This is a genomic window from Rossellomorea sp. QJM3NY_18, from assembly GCF_056173145.1.
In genome coordinates this window covers 2,283,639-2,302,594 of sequence record NZ_CM149659.1, presented here as the reverse complement: position 1 = coordinate 2,302,594, position 18,956 = coordinate 2,283,639, and the positions used below count along the sequence as shown (strand labels likewise).

The window sequence follows — 18,956 nt, the reverse complement described above, 5'->3', positions numbered from 1 at the left end:
ATTTGCCCTTCCCCTTTTTCCTTTTCATAATAGGCTAATAAAGAGGAGTGACGAACATGTATGAGAGGAGTACCATATACAGAAAGAATTTAATACCCTTTTTTAATTCAGGCTCTTTCCCTAACCTTGGGAACGGAGGGGATTATCTTAATGGAGCACAGGGATATGGTCCTGTGGGAGCTCAAAACACACCCTATATTCAAGGACCTTATGCCACACCGCAAGTTTACGGTCCACAGGGCTATCCGCCACCAGGATACCCGCAGGCAGGCTTTGGTCCTGGCGCCTATGGTCCGGCAGGTGGTTATGGGTATGGTATAAACCCCATCGGAGCAGGATTGATTGGACTGGGCTTAGGCTTTCTCGGGGGTCAGCTCGTGAACACCCCGTTTAAAGGTCCACATAAACGCTACTATTATTATTTGTAAAGTGATCAAACCGACTCATCTTATTGAGCCGGTTTTTTAATGTTGTCGTTTCAAGTTTATAACGTAAAATAACATGTGATATCTTTCTTGACAATATACCTATAGGGGTATAACATAGACATAGAAAGTAATTGGACAATCTTATCAAGAAATGAGGTGCTTATGTTGGGATTTTTCGGATTAATCATGTTAGTTATACTTATTTATGTGTATGTATTGACCAAGAAACCAGGTAAAAATATCAAGCAAATGTCTGCAAGTGAATTGAAAACGACTTTAGGAGATAAGAAGAGGCAATTCATTGATGTCCGTTCGCCAGGGGAATTCAATCACGGTCATATTAAACAATTTAAAAATATGCCGTTACAATCGTTACATCAAACTGCTGACACTCTAAACAAAGACAAAGAAATCATTGTCATTTGTCAAAGTGGTATGAGAAGTGCAAATGCCTGCAAAATTCTTAAAAAGAAAGGATTCACCTCTGTAACGAACGTTAAGGGGGGAATGAATTCCTGGTCCCGTTAGTTTGATGAAAACCATTTATGAAAGTGAGGAATTTTATATGAAAACGATCCTGAGCAATGAAGTAAACCGGAGATTATCGGCTGGGGAACACGTTAATATCATCGATGTACGTGAGCCGGCTGAAGTGATGAATGGGAAAATCCCTACGAGTACCAATATTCCTTTAGGACTGCTGGAATTTCGTATGAATGAATTGGATAAGAAAAAAGATTACATCATAGTCTGTCAATCAGGAGGCAGAAGCAGCCGTGCCGTGAAGTTTCTTGCTTATCATGGCTATGAGGTCACCAACATGGAAGGCGGCATGCTTGCCTGGGAAGGTAAAGTTGAGTAAGCCTCTTTCTCGATTCCTTATATTACGATTTTCTCGAAATTGAATACCCCTACAGGTTTAAAGGTTGGATTTTAGGATAATGTAAATACGAAGAGAAAATAATAAATATAAGGGAGGAAATATGGTATGACAACTTCAGTGAAAAATTTGACAGCAGGGGATCTTACCCAAAAAATCATGAATGGAGACAGAATGTTCATTCTGGATGTTCGTCCCAAAGACGCATTTGACGATTGGAAAGTGGAAGGGAAAAACGTTACGATCATCAATAAACCCTTTTCAGAGTTGAAGGATAATCTAGAATCGGTTCAATCCATTTTACCAGACAATGAATCCATTTATGTCATTTGCGCAAAAGGGAATTCTTCGACTAAAACTGCTGAGATGCTTACTGGTGCAGGAATGAATAATATCTATTCTGTTGAAGGCGGTATGCAGGCATGGAGCGAATACCTTGAGCCTGTTAAAATCGGTGATGTGGCTGGGGGTGTCCTTTATCAATTCATACGGATAGGGAAAGGATGCTTATCTTATGCGATTGTATCCAAAGGCGAGGTTGCGTTCATTGATTCCAGTCGCCTGATAGAGCCTTATAAGAAGTTCATTCAAAATCACAATTTAACAGTAAAAGCAGTACTGGATACTCATCTCCATGCAGATCACATTTCCGGTGGACGTTCCTTAAGTAACGAATTTGAAGCACCATATTATTTGCCACCGAAAGATGCCGGAGAAGTCCAGTACACCTATGAAGAAGTCAAGGATGAAACAGGCATCAAGGTGGGGGATACAGTGATCGAAGCAGTCTACTCACCAGGTCATACGATCGGAAGTACCTCTTTTATTGTCGACCGGCATTACTTACTCACTGGGGACATCCTATTTATTGATTCCATTGGGAGACCTGATTTAGCCGGTAAAGCAGAGGACTGGGTAGGGGACTTACGGGAAACATTGTATTCAAGGTATAAAAACCTTAACGATGACTTAATTGTCTTGCCAGCTCACTATATGACGATAGATGAAATGAATGATGACGGGTCAATCTCACACCGTCTGAGTGACTTGTATGAAGAGAATCATGGTTTGAACATTGAGGATGAAGAGGAGTTCAGAAAAACAGTAACAGAAAATCTCCCTCCACAACCAAACAGCTATGAAAAAATCCGTGAAACGAATATGGGTAAAATCAATCCTGATGAAGATGAAAAGCGTGAAATGGAAACAGGCCCAAATAGATGTGCCGTGCGCTGATGAGATTCATACGTAGTAAGTAAAAAAGGCAACATCCCAGATTAATGGGATGTTTGCCTGCAATGGTAGAATTGAGGACGTGAACATCGTGAATGAAATAAATGAATCAAAGTATATACAGCAGCACCTGGCCAATGAACGGACGTTCCTGGCTTGGATCCGTACAGCCATTGCCATAATCGGAATTGGTTTTTTAACGACAAGTTTACATTTCAATTCCCTTCAGGGGAACCCTGTTCAAGACCGGATTGCCGCCGGAATAAGTGTAGTTTCGATTTTCATCGGGTTTGCCATCATCATTGGTTCTACCATAAATTATTACAGAACAAGAAGACATATCAATACACAAACATTCGTGTCTGCAGATGTCTTCATCAAAATGATGACAGTAGTGGCTACCATCGTTCTTTTACTTGTGACTGTTTACTTCTTTTCATTAAATTAAAAAAAGCTGAACGCAAAAGGATTAAATCCCTGCGTTCAGCTTTTTTAATCTTGTTTTTGTTCATTATAGTATTGAACGGATGTCATGGCTCCTTCACTTACCATGGAGTTGTCTTCTATATTTGAAGGATCCGGGTTTCCGCCTTTTTCAACGGGTAGATCTTCTTTTCTTCTCTTTTTAAACTTCGTAACCAATCCTTCTTTCACGTTGTGCAGCTGATTACGTTTTTCTTTCGATGATAGCATCCATCCAAGTGAACCAGCCGTCACAGTTGCACCAACAAGTAATGTTTTATTTACTTTCATAATCATTCTCCTCCATTCAAGTGATTCGTTTATTTAATATGTTCTTTGTATTCCCGACGCACATGAATTTAAACATGGATGAGGGATGCCAAAATAATGAAGGAGTGGACAATCCTCTCAATATGGATGAAAATAAACATGGATGGTAGACAAAGAGAGGGTGGATGGAATGAAAAGATTGACGAAAGAGACCGTCATCGGATTTATTGGAACAGGAGTAATGGGGAAAAGTATGGCTGGTCATATTCTGGAGGCAGGTTTTCCACTGGTTGTCTATAACCGTACGAAACATAAAGCCTCGGATCTCATAGATCGTGGCGCGAAATGGGCTGACACACCAAAGGAGCTTGCTGAAGCTTCAGATCTCGTTATCTCTATCGTAGGGTACCCTTCAGATGTTGAAGAAATATATCTTGGGGAGAACGGCATACTTCCCTATTTAAAACGGGGTTCGATTGCCATTGATATGACCACTTCTTCTCCGGATCTGGCAGATGCAATCTTTAAATCGGGTAAGGAGAAAGGGATTTCGACATTGGATGCTCCCGTTTCGGGAGGGGATATCGGAGCTAAAGAGGCCAGGCTTTCGATTATGGTCGGAGGAGAAGAAAATACGTTCAATCTGGCAAAACCACTTTTAGAACTCCTGGGATCGAATGTAGTCTATCAAGGAAAACCAGGAGCGGGTCAGCATACAAAGATGTGTAACCAAATCACCATTGCTTCGAACATGATGGGGGTTAGTGAAGCATTACTTTACGCGAAGAAATCCGGTTTGAATCCAGAAAATGTACTGAAAAGCATTACATCAGGGGCAGCGGGCAGCTGGTCCCTCAGTAACCTGGTTCCACGCATGATCGAGCAAGATTATGCTCCAGGATTCTACGTTAAACATTTTATCAAGGACCTTAAGATTGCCCTGCATTCTGCTAAAGAGATGGAACTCCGGACACCCGGTCTGGAACTGGCCCTGTCATTATACGAGCAGCTCGCAGCAGAAGGCGAAGAAAACAGTGGCACTCAAGCATTGATTAAATTATTGGAAGATTAACATCTAAGACTCCCTTTGAATGGGAGTTTTTTAATAAGAGCGTGAAGTTCTGGTTCCCAATTCTCACATAATTCTCTTGAAACAGGGGAAGGATAAAGGGGGAATGTTAAAAATTCGAAAGAATGGTGAATCTCTTGAAAAAAAATTCAATCAGGCAATTTTCCAGGTTGATATATACAATGGGTACCATGATGACCGTGGTTGCCTTTTTTGTCTCATATGTCCAAACGAAAACAATCATTAAAGCGATAAAGAAATATAGTCCATACAATTAAGGTTATCGGTTGCAATATGTTCTGATTCCTTAGACAATAATCCTGTACTTATATAAGGAGGGATTCTATTGAAGTTAGTAGGAAAAAAAATCATTCAATTGGTCAGTGCCGACTTCGAAGACTTGGAGCTGTGGTATCCGGTACTGCGTTTGCGGGAAGAGGGGGCGACGGTCCACATTGTCGGTGAAAAGGCCAATGAGGAGTACATCGGGAAATATGGAGTGCCGATTGTTTCTGAATACGCATTTAAAGACATAAACCCCGAAGACTATGATGCCATTCTTGTTCCGGGAGGCTGGTCCCCCGATAAACTTCGTCGGTATGAAGAGGTCATTGCCATGGTGAAATCCATGGACGAACGTAAGAAACCGATAGGCCAAATCTGCCATGCCGGGTGGGTGTTGATTTCAGCCAAGATCCTTCAGGGGGTAAAAGTCACAAGCACACCCGGAATAAAGGACGACATGGAAAATGCAGGGGCTATTTGGATAAATGAGCCGGTGGTGACAGACGGACATATCGTTTCCAGCCGAAGACCACCTGATCTGCCTGATTATATGAGAGAATTCATTGACGTGCTGGCTAAATGATGAAAAACGGACTGGCCCGTTACCTGAGGACCAGTCCGTTTTTTCTTTATATCTTCTTGTCTCTCTTATTTCGATCATTCACCCTTTCGAAAAAGGTCTGTTTCACAGATTGATGAGTGGTGATGGCAGCCCCCGTTGCGATAAATCCGTTTGCGATCCCGTTAAAGTCAAACCCGAGCGTCCATCCGCTCGCCCCGACACCAACCAATAAAAGTATCCAGATGATGAGCCAGTCCGGGATATGGGGGGTCCTCTTTAGAGTATACCCGAGCACCCATAACACGGGAACGAGCACGGTGACTTGAGGATCAATGGAAATGCCGCTTAATAAGTTTTCAATCATATGGTCCACTCCCTATAATGATAAATGACTTATATATAGCTTATTCACACCCCCGGGAGCTTAATGACAACCAGTTTGGCTGTACGGTAAAATAAAAACGATAGGGTGCAGGCTAACCTTTAAAGTGACACGGGAAATGTTCAATGATATTATATTGATTGACCTATAATAATAAAGGAGCTGTTAAATATGGCAAAAAAAGGATACATACAATTTCAGACAGGTGAAAAAATTGAATTTGATTTATTTCCAACTGAAGCACCTGGAACAGTGGCAAACTTTGAAAAATTAGCAAACGAAGGTTTTTACAACGGTTTAAGCTTTCACCGTGTCATCCCTGGTTTTGTAAGCCAAGGTGGATGCCCTAACGGTAACGGGATGGGTGGCCCTGGTTACACAATCAAATGTGAAACAGAAGGAAATCCACATAAGCATGAAGAAGGTTCATTATCTATGGCCCATGCGGGTAAAGATACAGGAGGCAGCCAATTCTTCATCGTACATGCGCCACAGCCTCACCTAAACGGCGTTCATACTGTATTCGGTAAAGTAACTTCAGGGATCGACATCGCCAAATCAATGAAAAACGGCGACGTAATGGAGAAAGTCGAAGTATTTGATGCTTAATTGAGGGACGGACCTTCGTTCGTTCGCATCTTTTTGAATTAATCATCTCACCTTGAAGAAAAACAACAGTTGAATTAATTTAATTGATGTTGTATCATACTAATACAGGCTGCGTTGTACGTAATCATAACGAAGTTTTAACCTTTAAACTGTAATAGGGAGTTTTATATCGAAGTTGGAATGTCAAGCCTCCACGATTTGAGGACGACAGGAAACCTTCTGCAAACACCCACTTTGAGGAGTGGTGGTTTAAAACTTTCTTATATCAAATTACGGCAACTGTGGCTCATAACATTAGTATCTCAAGTCAGTTCCCAATCGGGGGCTGACTTTTTTATTTTTAAGACTACTTCATTAAGTGCCGGTTTTACCATTTTAAGAAGCTCAAACCAAAAAAGACTGAATCCAAAAATATGAATTCAGTCCCTGTATTAATCTATCGAGGCCCCTCCCGTCCGTACATGGTTAAGTGTCCCGCAACAAGCGAATGTTCGGGAGAGGCAAATTAAGTGTATCATGCATGAAATGAATGTGCAAAGTGGTTTACTTTAATACACCTGCATCTGTTAAATAACGGTCTATGTCATGAAAGTCATTTACTTTAATAAATGGGGTGCAGCGTTCCTCAAGGATACCCTGTAATGCCTCCATGGCAAAGGTGACATCCGCCACGTCAGCAGGGTGGCTGTCCGGCTCGCTATCACCAGCGAAGTAAATCGTATCATACTCTTCTTTCAGCTCAGCAATCACTTTGGATTTGTCAATCCCATAACGCTCTGAGTAATGGGGATGAGCAGGGTCGATATTCATATGTACATTCTTTTCCTGATAATAGCCTTCATTTGAGAATACTTTCACATCGGTGATACCGTGTTTTTGAAGGATATGGTCGATATAATAATCCGTCCCCGCACTGAGGATATAGAAATCTCCCCCTTGAGCCTGGACTTTCCGGATGAAGGCAGTGACGTGTTCATCGATTTCCAATGAATGGATATCCTCTATGATTTGAGTCTCGTCCTGATGAATCGATGAAAAGACGGTAGTCAAAAAATCGATGTCCTTCATTTCGCCTGCCTTCCATTTGGTAAATAATGCAGCTCCTTCATGAAAATATTTCTCCATGACGAGATGGTAAAAATCCTTTTTAGAAATGGTCCCATCAAAGTCTGAAACAAATGCCCATTTTTTCACAGCTTTTCCTCCTAACTAATGTAGTAGATTGTATCATGAATAAGAAGGGGAAAAAAGGAATAAGATTTATCATAATAAAATTATGTAAACTAAAATCAAAGATTAAAAATCACCCTGCATCAAGCAAGGTGACAGGACACTACTTTTTCATACTTTTTACAAATTCTTTTAATATTTCAGGCGTACGTTTTACCTCTTGAATGGTGCCTGTAAAAGTGGACTTTTTATATTCGATATCACTTTGGATCTCTCCCTGGGTTTCCTGAAGCTGAGTTGTCTCTGAAGTGATTTTGTCCATCCTCGATTGAATATTGGCTACCGTTTGATTCATTTCATTCACAATGGGACGTGTGGTCTTGACGGTCCTCATCAATGCTACCCCAAGCATAATCAGGGCAATGACAAATAAGGCAATGCTTGCATATACGATCCACATATTGATTTCACCTCGTTTTACTCTGTTTTTAGTTATATTCCCTAATAGTGTTGAAAATAACGCAATAAATTATTTTATCCTTCTGGTTTACTATTTCACATATAGCTAGTAATCTAAACTATAAGTTGAATACCTAGAGGGAGAGATGAGAGTGATCAAAGCCATCCTGTTTGATTTAGATGACACATTATTATGGGACTCGAAAAGCATCGAAGAAGCCTTCAAAGCAACATGCCACTATGCATACCAGAAAGCGGGGGCAAATCCACAAGCACTAGATTCAAGCGTCAGGGAAGCTGCCAGGGAACTGTATGCAACATATGATACATATGAGTTCACACAGAATATCGGAATCAATCCTTTTGAAGGCCTTTGGGGAGATTTCCTGGATGAACATGATGAGAACTTCCTGAAAATGAAAGAAACCGTCCCTTCATACCGCAAAGAATCATGGACTAGAGGCTTGAATTCTTTGGGCATAACGGATTCCATACTTGGTAAAGAATTAGCCGAGAAATTTCGTCAGGAAAGAAAACAAAGACCATATGTATATGAAGATACATTCCATGTATTAAATGAAATGAAGGAAAACTATCAACTGTTGCTATTAACGAATGGTTCTCCTCACTTACAAAATACGAAGCTGGATAAAACTCCTGAACTTCTCCCTTATTTTCAAGAAATCATCATTTCCGGGGATATCGGTAAAGGAAAACCCGATCCTGCGATGTTCCTTCATGCATTAGAGAGGCTGAAGCTTCATAAAGATGAAGTGATCATGGTTGGTGACAATTTAAATACAGATATCCTGGGGGCTTCAAGGATGGGGATCAAAACGATATGGATTAATCGGCGGGGGCAAACACCTCAAAAGGTTGTCCCGGATTATGAAGTGAAGGAATTGAGAGAAGTGCCCCGGATTGTCAAGAACATCATCAAATAACAGAGAGAGAGGCTTCGATTTGTCGGTGCCTTTATATTTATTTGGTTCATCAATCATAATAGTCCATTCCCATTCATACTATTCACCTAAGCCCCGCTCGCATAACAGGCAGAGGAGGGAACGATCTCATTCTAAGGGGAGGTATTGCTTATGGGAAATGGATTTCATCAGGTGAATGTCCATGCATCGCGATCAGATGTATGGACCTTTATTCGTGATATGAATGCATGGGCTCCTCTTGTGCCGGGATACAAGGAGCATATCATTTATTCCGATAATCAATCGACGTGGAAATTCACCGTTCATTATGGGATGGTGATAAAAAAGATCCATGTGAATGTGAGAATTACAGATTGGAAGGAACCATCTGAAGTGAAGTTCACGTTACAGGGTATTAATCATAGGTTTACAGGTGCAGGATTTTTCAAAACGGATGAAGTAAACACAATGGTTACGAGAATGACAGGAAGGTTATCCATTGAATCCACAAGCAAGTTGGCAAAGGTCCTGCAACATGCGTTCGATAAAATGGTTGCTGAACTTACCAGGGAACTAACGATTGCGGTAGGAAAGGCCATTGAAGGAAGTGAAATTTGATGTATGCTTCCAAATAGAGGATTTGCTTGTGTGATATAATGACTTATTTGAGCAAGTGAATTGTTAGTTGGAGAAGAAATACATACACTATATAGTACATAGTAGAGGAATCTGTATCACGATAAAAAGGGGTCTAACCATGCAAAAGCTTCACATACTTCGAGAAGAAGCAATAGAGGAAACGAAACGCAAAATCGAGGAAGATATCACACTTTTCCTCGAGAAACACGAGAAGTATCCTTCATTTCAGGATTATTTGAATGAAAGGAGTGCTTTTTTTCATCAAATATGGCTGAATGTTTGGCTTAATAAAGTAACCAATGATGTTTTGCGGAGTCATAAAAAAGCATTTCTGCGAGAGAAAGGCTACGATATTGAAGGTACGGATAAGAAATTGATCAACAAATTGTTCAGAAATGAAATCAGAGAGTATCAACCTTTCCATATCTTAAACTGGATACAGGAAAATCCCATATCCGAAGAAGATTGGAAAGAACGCCATCGTGAAGTTCGAAAGGCATTTGTTAAGAATAAAGAAGAAAAAAAACAGGCCGTTCTTCAAAAAGAGTGTCAAAAAATGATTCTTTCTTTCATCAGCCAACAAGTGGATAAGTTAGAGACTAGCTGGTATGTGGAATTGCGATTCTTATTCGCTAATAAATGCATGAACGATATCCGAACCAAAACCAAATACCGATCGGTTGAACCGTATATGCTGGAAGAGAAATTAGAAGAAGACGGACACTATACAAAGGACTCCTTTATCACCGTATCTGACTTTCTTACGGAATTCACCGGTTCGATTCACAAAAAAAGTGAACATTGGGATGGTCATGTGTGGGAATATGAAACGTATTTCTATCCATATGAACGCTTTGTCTTTTACCACACCGAGCAGGTGGTTTATCGGTCTCTATCAGAGCATATGCCCGAAGATTTGAAGAAAGGTTACGAGACAGTGTACGGTCAGGAACTTACAGAAGAAAGGCTGAGCAGACTCAGTCATCACTTTCTTCTGACACTGAAATCGACCTTTTTCACCCTGATTCAAGAGGAGTATATTGAAGATTTACACAGACTTACAGAAATTCCTTTTCATGCAGGTGTTCACCTTTCCTTATATGAAAAGGATCTCAGGAAGCGGGAGAAAAGGAAAGCAGCTGAACTGGCTGAATTAAAACGGAAACAAGAGGAAGAGGAACGGATATTGGAAGATATATTTGGTCGGGAATATAGTCCTTCCTATAGAGGTGACATCCACTATATCCTTCATATCGGTGAAACCAATACAGGGAAAACTCATCATGCAATCAACCGGATGAAAGCAGCCCGCAGCGGTATGTATTTGGCACCACTCCGTTTACTCGCTCTAGAAGTATTCGATACATTGAATGCAGACGGTGTCCCGTGTAATTTGAAAACCGGGGAAGAAGAGAAAGAAACGCCTAATTCACACCATATTTCATCCACAGTTGAAATGTTCCGTGAAAAAGATGAATATGAAGTGATCGTGATCGATGAGGCCCAAATGCTCGCCGATCAGGATAGAGGCTTCTCCTGGTACCGTGCCATTACAAAGGCGAGAGCCAAGGAGGTCCATATCATTGGTAGTGAAAATGTCCGGGATCTTTTAATGGGCTTGGTCGGGGAAGGCAACGTCGAGATTCACCAATACAAAAGAGACATCCCACTTGAAGTTGAATCGAAAGAATTTCAATTGAAACATGCGAAAAAAGGGGACGCAATCGTTTGTTTTTCAAGGAAGAAAGTGTTGGACACCGCTTCAAGATTACAAAATAACGGACATAAAGTCAGTATGATATACGGAAGCATGCCTCCTGAAACGAGGAAGAGACAGATGATGCAGTTCATTAAAGGGAAAACGAATATGATTGTTGCGACCGATGCAATCGGGATGGGATTGAACCTGCCGATACGCAGAATCGTTTTCCTGGAAACCGATAAATTTGATGGAACGAGGAGGAGGAGGCTGACTTCACAGGAAGTTAAGCAGATTGCCGGCCGCGCAGGGAGAAAAGGAATTTACAATGAGGGAAAAGTGGCTTTCTCGAAGGATATAAAAGTGATGAAGCAGCTCCTTGAAAAGCCTGACCAATCTCTTGAAACGTTTGCCATCGCACCGACAAGCGGTGTGTTCGAACGTTTTCAGCGGCATTATCATGACATGGACTCGTTCTTCTTTTTGTGGGACAAGTTCAAAAGTCCATTCGGTACGGAAAAATCGACGCTTTTTGAAGAAAGGGAACTATATGAACTAATCCGGGGAACCGAGATCGAAGCAAAACTTTCATTAAATGACCTGTACGGCTTTCTCCATCTTCCCTTCTCCAAGAAAGAAACACAGTTAACAGAGCAATGGCTCCAGTGTATGAATGCGCTGGTAGAGGGTGAAGAACTGCCTGAGCCACAGCTGAAGAGTACGAATCTAGAGCAAAAAGAAGTTTCGTATAAAGCTGTCGGTCTTCATCTTTTGTTTTTATACCGATTGGGCAGGCAGACGGAGGCTTACTATTGGGAACGGATCAGGAGTGAAATTGCCGATGGTGTGCACGAAAGCCTGCGGACAGAAGTCACAAGTTTAACACAGTCGTGCAGGCAATGCGGAAAGAAACTTCCCCCGAACTTCGATTTTCCTATTTGTGATCGCTGTCATGCTGCGAGGGTTAAAAGGAGAACGAAGGGGAAACCTCGATATTAGTGAATCGTGAGCAAATCTTATGTAAGATTTAAAGGTTCTATGATACGATCTAATACGAATTGAAAACGATGATTGAGGTGGTAAGATTGAAAATTGAAGTATGGTCAGATTATGTATGTCCATTCTGCTATATAGGAAAACGTCATTTGGAGAAGGCACTGGAGAATTTCCCTCAGAGGGATACTGTTGAAATTGAATTTAAAAGTTTCGAACTCGATCCCGGCGCTCCGGTCAATACGGAATATAGTATTCAAGAACTCCTTTCAAAGAAGTACGGAACATCCCTTGAGGAAGCTAAAAACATGACCGATGGCATGAGCCGCCAAGCAGCCACTGTAGGACTTGATTTCCAGTTTGATTCAAGCATACCGACTAATACGTTTGATGCCCACCGCCTGACTAAATATGCGAAAACAAAAGGGAAAGAAGCAGAGATGACTGAAATCCTTTTGTATGCACACTTTACCATGTCTAAACATATTGGTGACAGGGAAACTCTCGTAGAATTAGCGCAACAAGCCGGACTGGGTGAAGAAGAAACGGTTTCCATCCTTGAAGGCAGTGATTTCTCGGAAGAGGTTCGCCGGGACGAGGAAGAAGCAAGGCAAATAGGTGTTCAAGGCGTGCCATTCTTTGTAATAAATCGTAAATATGCCATTTCGGGGGCTCAACCAAGTGATGTATTGTTGAACTCATTACAAAAAGTGTGGAAAGAGGAAAATAAACCATCTACTCTTCAGCCTCTAGGAAGTGAAGGATTGGCATGTGACGAAAACGGATGTGAGATTCCTCCATCCAAGTCATGATCTTTACAGTACATTTATAGAAAACAAAAAAAACAAGCGGGTGCACTTCTCCCGCTTGTTTTTTTGTTTCTCATCCAGCTCCAGCGACAGGCCGCTGGAGCATTTGTCAGTTACTATAAAAATTCTCTGTATAATACGGCTGGGATTTTTCATTAAAGGCGACCCCTATACCTAAATGTTCGTAGTGTGGCTGGAGGATATTTTCTCTATGACCTTTGGAATTCATCAGTCCTTCGTGGGCGAAAATCGAACTTAACTGACCGTATGCCAGGTTTTCCCCTGCAGTGCGAAAGGCTACTTGATCTTCTTCCATGCGATCAAATGGTGACTGACCATCAAGGTTTGTATGACTGAAATAATCCTGTTCCGCCATATCAAGGCTATGTTTCCGTGCAGTATCCCTCACTAGACTGTCCCATGAGAGAACGTTCAGTCCTTTCTCTACACGGGTGGCATTCGTAAGGTCGAACAGTTGGAATTCAAACCCTTCTTTCAATTCAGAACTTCCCTTGGTATAGAAGTTTTTCTTATTTGCTTCCAAGTTCCCGTCGATGATCTGGATGGCGGTGACTGTATCATTTTCATGCTTATCATAAAAGATGGTCACATAGCTTCCATCGACCTGGTATACATCCTGTTCACCGTTATTTTGCAGCTGATATAATGTCAGCCCCTTACGGATGTTGGTCAATGGCTCACCAAGCTCATTCTGTACCACCTTTTTGGAAACGCCCATCTTTATCCCTGAATCAGAGGATAGAAGATCTTGATTGGTGAACAGTCCATTCACCTGTTGGTTTTGATCATACGAGACCATGAGGAAGTTCCGGTAGTTTTCGTGATAGGCATACCATGAAACCCCGTATTCATTGCTTGATTTTCTCTTAGCTTCACCGACTACTTCCTCGACACTTTCTTTGGGATCCCCGATTTCTATATTATAGATAGAAAACATTTGCTCACTTGGGACTGTTAAAGCAGGCTTCTCCACAGGGTCTTCTTTCTTCGCGTCAGATGTGTTCTCCAGATCACGGAATGACTCGTCCAGCTTTATCAGGAGCAGGTTCATCTCCTGGTAGATTTGATCAAAGGCATCCTGTACTTTAGGGTTGTTTTTCATTTCTTCGATTTTAGAGAGGACAGTGTCAAAACCTGCCGCTTCCACTTTCTCTTCCCAGGCGGGTTTTGATATATAGGCAACCACAAGAATCATGATAAGAATAAATAATCGTCTCAAATGCTAACACTCCATTCTACCTTCCATTGTATCCAAAATAATATAGAAGTAAAAAGAGAAAGGCTGCTCTCTTTGCTCAGTACCCATTCTACACCATTTTCAATCCGGTCTGCCTGTTTTAGTTTGGAGGGCTTCGGGTAAGATAACTAAATAGGGCAGCTTCAACATTTACATAAAGGGGGATAACGCAATGAAATTATCTCATGAGGAACGGATTCAATTGCATGAATTCAATAACTTAACGAAGTCGTTGAGTTTCAATATGTACGATATCTGTTATACAAAGACCCGTGAAGAACGGGAAGCCTATATTGAATACATTGATGAGCAATACAACGCCGATAGACTGACGAAGATCCTCACCCACGTTTCGGATATTATCGGGGCGCATGTACTGAACGTATCGAAACAGGACTATGTTCCCCAGGGTGCCAGTGTGACCATCCTGGTCTCGGAAGGTCCGATCGTCGAAGTGCCGACGGAGCATTTTGATGAATCACCAGGTCCTCTGCCTTCAACTGTGACGATGCATCTGGATAAGAGCCATATTACGGTCCATACCTACCCGGAGTACCATCCACATGAAGGGATCTCTACATTCAGGGCAGATATCGATGTTTCTACATGCGGGGAAATTTCCCCACTTAAGGCATTGAATTATTTAATTCATTCCTTCGACACGGATATCATGACGATGGATTATCGGGTGAGGGGATTTACCAGGGACATTAACGGAAGAAAGTTATTCATCGACCATGACATCAATTCCATTCAGAATTACATTCCGGAAGAAATTAAGGATGAGTATGACATGATCGATGTGAATGTCTATCCTCAAAACATCTTCCACACAAAATGCAAATTGAAAGAATTTGATTTGAACAATTACTTATTTGGTTACACAAAGGACAGACTGGAAGAGGATGAGGTCGATGAGATTACAGACAAACTAAAAATGGAAATGGATGAAATCTTTTACGGTAAGAATATGCCCCGACCGTAAAAATGATCATTGAAACCCCTTCGCGAACATTTGCGCGAAGGGGTTTTTAGTATGATTTCTAATTATTATGAAAATGGGATTTGAGAAGGGAAATCCCTTCCTCTTGAAGAATAGGTAAATATGCATGTAAATAGAGGAGGAAAAGGGAATGAATTCACATGAAATTGAATACAAATTGCACGGGGATGATATGCAGTTTGTCGAGATAGAATTAGATCCGGGAGAAAGTGCAGTAGCCGAAGCTGGTGGCATGATGATGATGGAAGATGGTATCGGTATGGAAACGATCTTTGGCGATGGCTCTCAAGGAAGCGGGACTGGAGGTTTTCTAGGGAAGCTCGTGGGGGCAGGAAAACGTATATTGACAGGGGAAAGCTTATTCATGACCGTCTTTACCAATGAGGGAATGGGAAAAAAGCATGTATCTTTCGCCGCTCCTTATCCGGGAAAAATCATTCCGGTTGATTTAAGTGAATTAGGCGGTAAAGTGATTTGTCAAAAGGATGCCTTTCTTTGTGCGGCAAAGGGAGTCTCTGTCGGAATCGATTTTCAAAAGAAATTGGGAACCGGCTTCTTTGGTGGAGAAGGTTTCATTATGCAGAAGCTTGAAGGGGACGGTTTAGCCTTTCTTCATGCAGGGGGAACGATTTATAGAAGAGAGCTCGAGCCCGGGGAAGTGCTGCGGGTGGATACGGGCTGTTTAGTGGCCATGACAAAAGAAGTGGACTACAACATCGAATATGTCGGCAAAATCAAATCGGCTTTCCTTGGTGGAGAGGGTCTGTTTTTTGCTACAGTCCGTGGTCCTGGGACGGTATGGATACAGTCTCTTCCGTTCAGCCGGTTAGCGGAGCGGATCTATGCAAATGCTCCAGGTGGAGGCCGTTCGACTGGTGAGGGAAGTATACTTGGTGGAATCGGGGATTTTTTAAACGGAGACGATTGATTCACGTATAAACATAAAAGAGCATTTCCATTCGCGGGAGTGTTTTTTTATGTTCAAGCCGCTTCCGCTTTAGGAGTGGGTATTCACCTATTTAGTTCCCGCATCATATGTTTAAATAAATGATGTGAAAGGGTGATTTCATGACAGGGGAGATTCGTCATTATTATGTTGGAGGGAATACGGCAAAAGGATTCTACAGTCTATATGATTCAGTACTGGATGGATTAGAGCGGGTATATATCTTAAAGGGTGGTCCTGGAACAGGGAAATCCTCATTAATGAAAACGATTGGAAAACGTTTTGAAGAAAATGGGTTAAACGTGGACTATTTACATTGTGCTTCCGATAATCAATCCATCGACGGTATTCTCCTCCCTGAATTCGGTGTAGGGATTGTAGATGGGACAGCTCCTCATATTATTGAACCAAAAGCACCCGGTGTGATTGAAGAGTATGTGAATTTAGGAGTGGCATGGGACCGTGATGAACTGAACGGGCACAAGGAAGAAATCCTTGCTTTAAATGATAAAATTGCCTCACTCTTTCAGAAAGCTTATCATACCTTTGCGTCATCCCTGAATGCCCACGATGACATTGAAGAAATCTACATTGCGAACATGGACTTTGTAAAAGCCAATGAATTGACAAACGAGTTAATTTCACTCTTTTTTGAAGATAACTGCCTTCCTAAATCCTCAACAGTCAAACATCGGTTCTTAGGTGCCGCTACTCCTGATGGGGCAGTTGACTATATTCAGAATTTAACAGAGGATGTTGGGAAGCGCTACTTTATCAAAGGGCGTGCAGGTTCCGGAAAGTCAACGATGTTAAAGAAAATTGCTTCTGCCGCAGAAGTGAAAGGCTTTGACGTAGAAGTTTATCATTGTGGATTTGACCCCAATAGTCTTGATATGTTGATCATAAGAGAAAAAGGGATCGCTATTTTCGATAGTACAGCACCACATGAATATTTTCCTGATCGGGAATCAGACGAAATCATCGATATGTATGAAAGATGCATTACCGAGGGGACAGATGAAAAATATGCTGTCGATATCGAACGGACCACAAAAGCCTATAAGGATAAAATGAATGAAGCAATCTCATATCTTAAAGAAGCTAAAAAGCTTCGTGAACAACTCGAATCCATCTATATAGGGGCCATGGACTTTTCAAAGGTGAATATGATGAGAGAAGAAATCTTTCAGGAAATAAGTGAGTTTTTAAAGAAGTAGTTAGTAGAGTAAACGGCCATACGTGATGATCTTTCTATCAAACAGATAGAAAGAATACAAGCGTGAAAAATCATAGGGGATCCTTCAAAACCATGCTCAGGCATGGTTTTTTTCGTGGGATAATATAACTTAAACGAATAAGTTATATCAATATAATAAATATATGAACCATTCGTTATATTGATATAATAAATGAGGAAACTGATTTTATGGTAGGATAATAAGGAGTATTGTTAAGAGTAAAGGAGTTTAATAAATAACTATGAAGCTGGTATCATGGAATGTAAATGGAATTAGAGCATGTGTGAAAAAAGGGTTTTTAGATTATTTTCATCGCATGGATGCAGATATTTTTTGTCTTCAAGAAACTAAGCTTCAAGAAGGGCAAATTTCACTGGACTTAAGTGAATACCACCAATATTGGAATTACGCGATGAGGAAGGGATATTCAGGAACTGCGACCTTCACTAAACAGAAGCCACTAGCCGTCTCTTTTGGTTTTCGTGATGAGGAAATAGAACCTGAAGGGAGAATCTTAACATGTGAATATGATTCTTTTTACTTGGTGAATGTGTATACGCCTAATTCGAAAAGAGATCTTTCGAGGATCGATGAACGACTTGAATGGGAGGATGCCTTAAGGGAATATCTTGTGGGATTGAATTTACATAAACCGGTCATTCTATGCGGGGACTTGAATGTTGCTCATACTGAAATTGACCTGAAAAATGATAAGCCAAACCGTGGGAATTCAGGTTTTACCGATGAAGAAAGGAGAAAAATGAGTCTGTTGCTCCAGGAGGGCTTTGTGGATAGTTTTCGTTATCTGTACCCTGATAAGGATGACGCCTTCAGTTGGTGGTCTTATATGAGTAAAGTACGTGAACGGAATATCGGGTGGAGGATTGATTACTTTATCGTTTCCGATCTATTAGCGCCTTCAATAGCTAAAGCTGAAATTCACTCCGATATTCACGGCAGTGATCATTGTCCTGTATACTTGGAGTTAGAGTAGTACATAAAGAAAGTATAGAAACAATCCATGTGGAGGGAATTGAATGTTACAGAAAAGAATACAGCAATATATTGATGAAACGAAAGTATCTGAAGTTCCTGTTCCTTTGTTTAAACAAGAGAGGAACTATGTGTTAAATCACGGTTTACTGGAAGCTGACGAGGTTGCCACCCCGCAAGCGGATTCACGTTTTCTGGATGCATATATTGAGCGTTGTGATAAAGAAACGGAAGAACTGATCGGGGAAGAATCTGATGACTTTCTCAATCAGCCAATCACTTATTTGAAACAACATAAAAACGAGTTCATTTTCCTTGAATCCAAATGGTTCGCTCTGATTGGAGTGGAGGCCGTTTCCGTCGAAGTGGACGACGTATTTGGTACTTATGATGCGATGCTTGGGTTAAAGCTGCAAAAGAAGTATCGTAGTCAGATAGAGCATTATTTAGATGAGTCTCTTGAAGGTGAAGCATCTTATGATCTGTTGTTTAATGGTGAAGATGGGTTGTGGGACTTGAATTTCACTTTGAATGACCACAGTGATTTTAATGAAAGCCAAACCTTGCTGTCGGTTTACGAGCTTATCTATGATTTTCTTTTCAACCTTCTTCAAAATATAGATGAGTCATAAAATAAGATCCCTCT

The 18,956-nt window shown here is 41.2% G+C and carries 22 protein-coding genes and 1 other RNA gene; 18 read left to right on the top strand and 5 right to left on the bottom strand.

The window, feature by feature from the left end:
• Nucleotides 1-173: 173 nt before the first annotated feature.
• The 5 genes from AC0VXY_RS11795 (at nucleotide 174) to AC0VXY_RS11775 (ending at nucleotide 2,989) form a co-directional block, all read left to right on the top strand.
• Complete coding sequence (locus AC0VXY_RS11795) at nucleotides 174-428, top strand: hypothetical protein (RefSeq protein WP_475525354.1); 255 nt, start codon at nucleotides 174-176, stop codon at nucleotides 426-428.
• 186 nt (nucleotides 429-614) lie between these two features.
• On the top strand, nucleotides 615-956 hold the full coding sequence (locus AC0VXY_RS11790; RefSeq protein ID WP_475525353.1) for a rhodanese-like domain-containing protein: 342 nt from the start codon (nucleotides 615-617) through the stop codon (nucleotides 954-956).
• A 37-nt stretch (nucleotides 957-993) separates the two neighbouring features.
• Complete coding sequence (locus tag AC0VXY_RS11785) at nucleotides 994-1,290, top strand: rhodanese-like domain-containing protein (RefSeq protein WP_435990564.1); 297 nt, start codon at nucleotides 994-996, stop codon at nucleotides 1,288-1,290.
• Between the two features lie 126 nt (nucleotides 1,291-1,416).
• The gene (locus AC0VXY_RS11780; RefSeq protein ID WP_475525352.1) at nucleotides 1,417-2,544 is read left to right on the top strand and encodes an MBL fold metallo-hydrolase; all 1,128 of its coding nucleotides are present in this window, start codon (nucleotides 1,417-1,419) and stop codon (nucleotides 2,542-2,544) included.
• An 88-nt stretch (nucleotides 2,545-2,632) separates the two neighbouring features.
• Nucleotides 2,633-2,989: a YidH family protein gene (locus AC0VXY_RS11775; protein ID WP_435990566.1), complete on the top strand. Its 357-nt coding sequence runs from the start codon at nucleotides 2,633-2,635 to the stop codon at nucleotides 2,987-2,989.
• A 44-nt stretch (nucleotides 2,990-3,033) separates the two neighbouring features.
• Here the strand turns inward: AC0VXY_RS11775 and AC0VXY_RS11770 are convergent, their stop codons facing one another.
• A complete protein-coding gene (locus tag AC0VXY_RS11770) occupies nucleotides 3,034-3,294 on the bottom strand; it encodes a hypothetical protein (protein WP_430339481.1) in 261 nt (86 codons plus the stop codon).
• 169 nt (nucleotides 3,295-3,463) lie between these two features.
• Between AC0VXY_RS11770 and AC0VXY_RS11765 the strand changes: the two genes are divergently transcribed.
• Together AC0VXY_RS11765 and AC0VXY_RS11760 are read left to right on the top strand one after the other, a co-directional pair.
• Nucleotides 3,464-4,345: an NAD(P)-dependent oxidoreductase gene (locus tag AC0VXY_RS11765; RefSeq protein ID WP_475525351.1), complete on the top strand. Its 882-nt coding sequence runs from the start codon at nucleotides 3,464-3,466 to the stop codon at nucleotides 4,343-4,345.
• A gap of 343 nt (nucleotides 4,346-4,688) precedes the next feature.
• Nucleotides 4,689-5,210, top strand: coding sequence for a type 1 glutamine amidotransferase domain-containing protein (locus AC0VXY_RS11760; RefSeq protein ID WP_435990568.1), 522 nt, complete (start codon nucleotides 4,689-4,691; stop codon nucleotides 5,208-5,210).
• Between the two features lie 46 nt (nucleotides 5,211-5,256).
• Here AC0VXY_RS11760 and AC0VXY_RS11755 read toward each other — a convergent pair whose 3' ends face one another.
• Nucleotides 5,257-5,553 carry a phage holin family protein gene (locus AC0VXY_RS11755; protein WP_475525350.1) on the bottom strand — a complete coding sequence of 99 codons (297 nt, stop codon included), beginning with the start codon at nucleotides 5,551-5,553 and terminating at the stop codon, nucleotides 5,257-5,259.
• Nucleotides 5,554-5,742: 189 nt separating this feature from the next.
• Here AC0VXY_RS11755 and AC0VXY_RS11750 point away from each other — a divergent pair, with 189 nt between their 5' ends.
• A complete protein-coding gene (locus AC0VXY_RS11750; RefSeq protein WP_435990570.1) occupies nucleotides 5,743-6,180 on the top strand; it encodes a peptidylprolyl isomerase in 438 nt (145 codons plus the stop codon).
• Nucleotides 6,181-6,283: 103 nt separating this feature from the next.
• Nucleotides 6,284-6,472, top strand: a non-coding RNA gene (ssrS, locus tag AC0VXY_RS11745) — 6S RNA.
• Between the two features lie 251 nt (nucleotides 6,473-6,723).
• On the opposite strand, the gene AC0VXY_RS11740 is transcribed toward ssrS, so the two are convergent.
• Nucleotides 6,724-7,374, bottom strand: a complete 651-nt coding sequence (locus AC0VXY_RS11740; protein ID WP_435990571.1) for an MtnX-like HAD-IB family phosphatase — start codon at nucleotides 7,372-7,374, stop codon at nucleotides 6,724-6,726.
• 139 nt (nucleotides 7,375-7,513) lie between these two features.
• Nucleotides 7,514-7,810: a DUF948 domain-containing protein gene (locus AC0VXY_RS11735; RefSeq protein WP_435990572.1), complete on the bottom strand. Its 297-nt coding sequence runs from the start codon at nucleotides 7,808-7,810 to the stop codon at nucleotides 7,514-7,516.
• A gap of 151 nt (nucleotides 7,811-7,961) precedes the next feature.
• Between AC0VXY_RS11735 and AC0VXY_RS11730 the strand changes: the two genes are divergently transcribed.
• From AC0VXY_RS11730 to AC0VXY_RS11715, 4 genes are all read left to right on the top strand, one after another.
• Complete coding sequence (locus AC0VXY_RS11730; RefSeq protein ID WP_475525349.1) at nucleotides 7,962-8,753, top strand: HAD family hydrolase; 792 nt, start codon at nucleotides 7,962-7,964, stop codon at nucleotides 8,751-8,753.
• Between the two features lie 150 nt (nucleotides 8,754-8,903).
• Complete coding sequence (locus tag AC0VXY_RS11725; protein WP_475525348.1) at nucleotides 8,904-9,350, top strand: CoxG family protein; 447 nt, start codon at nucleotides 8,904-8,906, stop codon at nucleotides 9,348-9,350.
• Nucleotides 9,351-9,489: 139 nt separating this feature from the next.
• Nucleotides 9,490-12,069 carry a DEAD/DEAH box helicase gene (locus AC0VXY_RS11720; protein WP_475525347.1) on the top strand — a complete coding sequence of 860 codons (2,580 nt, stop codon included), beginning with the start codon at nucleotides 9,490-9,492 and terminating at the stop codon, nucleotides 12,067-12,069.
• An 86-nt stretch (nucleotides 12,070-12,155) separates the two neighbouring features.
• Nucleotides 12,156-12,875, top strand: coding sequence for a DsbA family oxidoreductase (locus tag AC0VXY_RS11715; RefSeq protein ID WP_475525346.1), 720 nt, complete (start codon nucleotides 12,156-12,158; stop codon nucleotides 12,873-12,875).
• Nucleotides 12,876-12,981: 106 nt separating this feature from the next.
• Here AC0VXY_RS11715 and AC0VXY_RS11710 read toward each other — a convergent pair whose 3' ends face one another.
• Complete coding sequence (locus tag AC0VXY_RS11710; protein ID WP_435990577.1) at nucleotides 12,982-14,112, bottom strand: CAP domain-containing protein; 1,131 nt, start codon at nucleotides 14,110-14,112, stop codon at nucleotides 12,982-12,984.
• A 190-nt stretch (nucleotides 14,113-14,302) separates the two neighbouring features.
• Here AC0VXY_RS11710 and speD point away from each other — a divergent pair, with 190 nt between their 5' ends.
• From speD to AC0VXY_RS11685, 5 genes are all read left to right on the top strand, one after another.
• The gene (speD, locus tag AC0VXY_RS11705; protein ID WP_435990578.1) at nucleotides 14,303-15,115 is read left to right on the top strand and encodes an adenosylmethionine decarboxylase; all 813 of its coding nucleotides are present in this window, start codon (nucleotides 14,303-14,305) and stop codon (nucleotides 15,113-15,115) included.
• A 148-nt stretch (nucleotides 15,116-15,263) separates the two neighbouring features.
• On the top strand, nucleotides 15,264-16,061 hold the full coding sequence (locus tag AC0VXY_RS11700; protein WP_475525345.1) for a TIGR00266 family protein: 798 nt from the start codon (nucleotides 15,264-15,266) through the stop codon (nucleotides 16,059-16,061).
• A 140-nt stretch (nucleotides 16,062-16,201) separates the two neighbouring features.
• The gene (locus AC0VXY_RS11695) at nucleotides 16,202-17,296 is read left to right on the top strand and encodes a PRK06851 family protein (protein WP_475525344.1); all 1,095 of its coding nucleotides are present in this window, start codon (nucleotides 16,202-16,204) and stop codon (nucleotides 17,294-17,296) included.
• Nucleotides 17,297-17,558: 262 nt separating this feature from the next.
• Nucleotides 17,559-18,311 (top strand): exodeoxyribonuclease III, encoded by a 753-nt coding sequence (locus tag AC0VXY_RS11690; protein WP_475525343.1) that lies wholly within the window; start codon nucleotides 17,559-17,561, stop codon nucleotides 18,309-18,311.
• A 43-nt stretch (nucleotides 18,312-18,354) separates the two neighbouring features.
• Nucleotides 18,355-18,942: a branched-chain amino acid aminotransferase gene (locus AC0VXY_RS11685; RefSeq protein ID WP_475525342.1), complete on the top strand. Its 588-nt coding sequence runs from the start codon at nucleotides 18,355-18,357 to the stop codon at nucleotides 18,940-18,942.
• The last annotated feature ends 14 nt before the right edge of the window (nucleotides 18,943-18,956 follow it).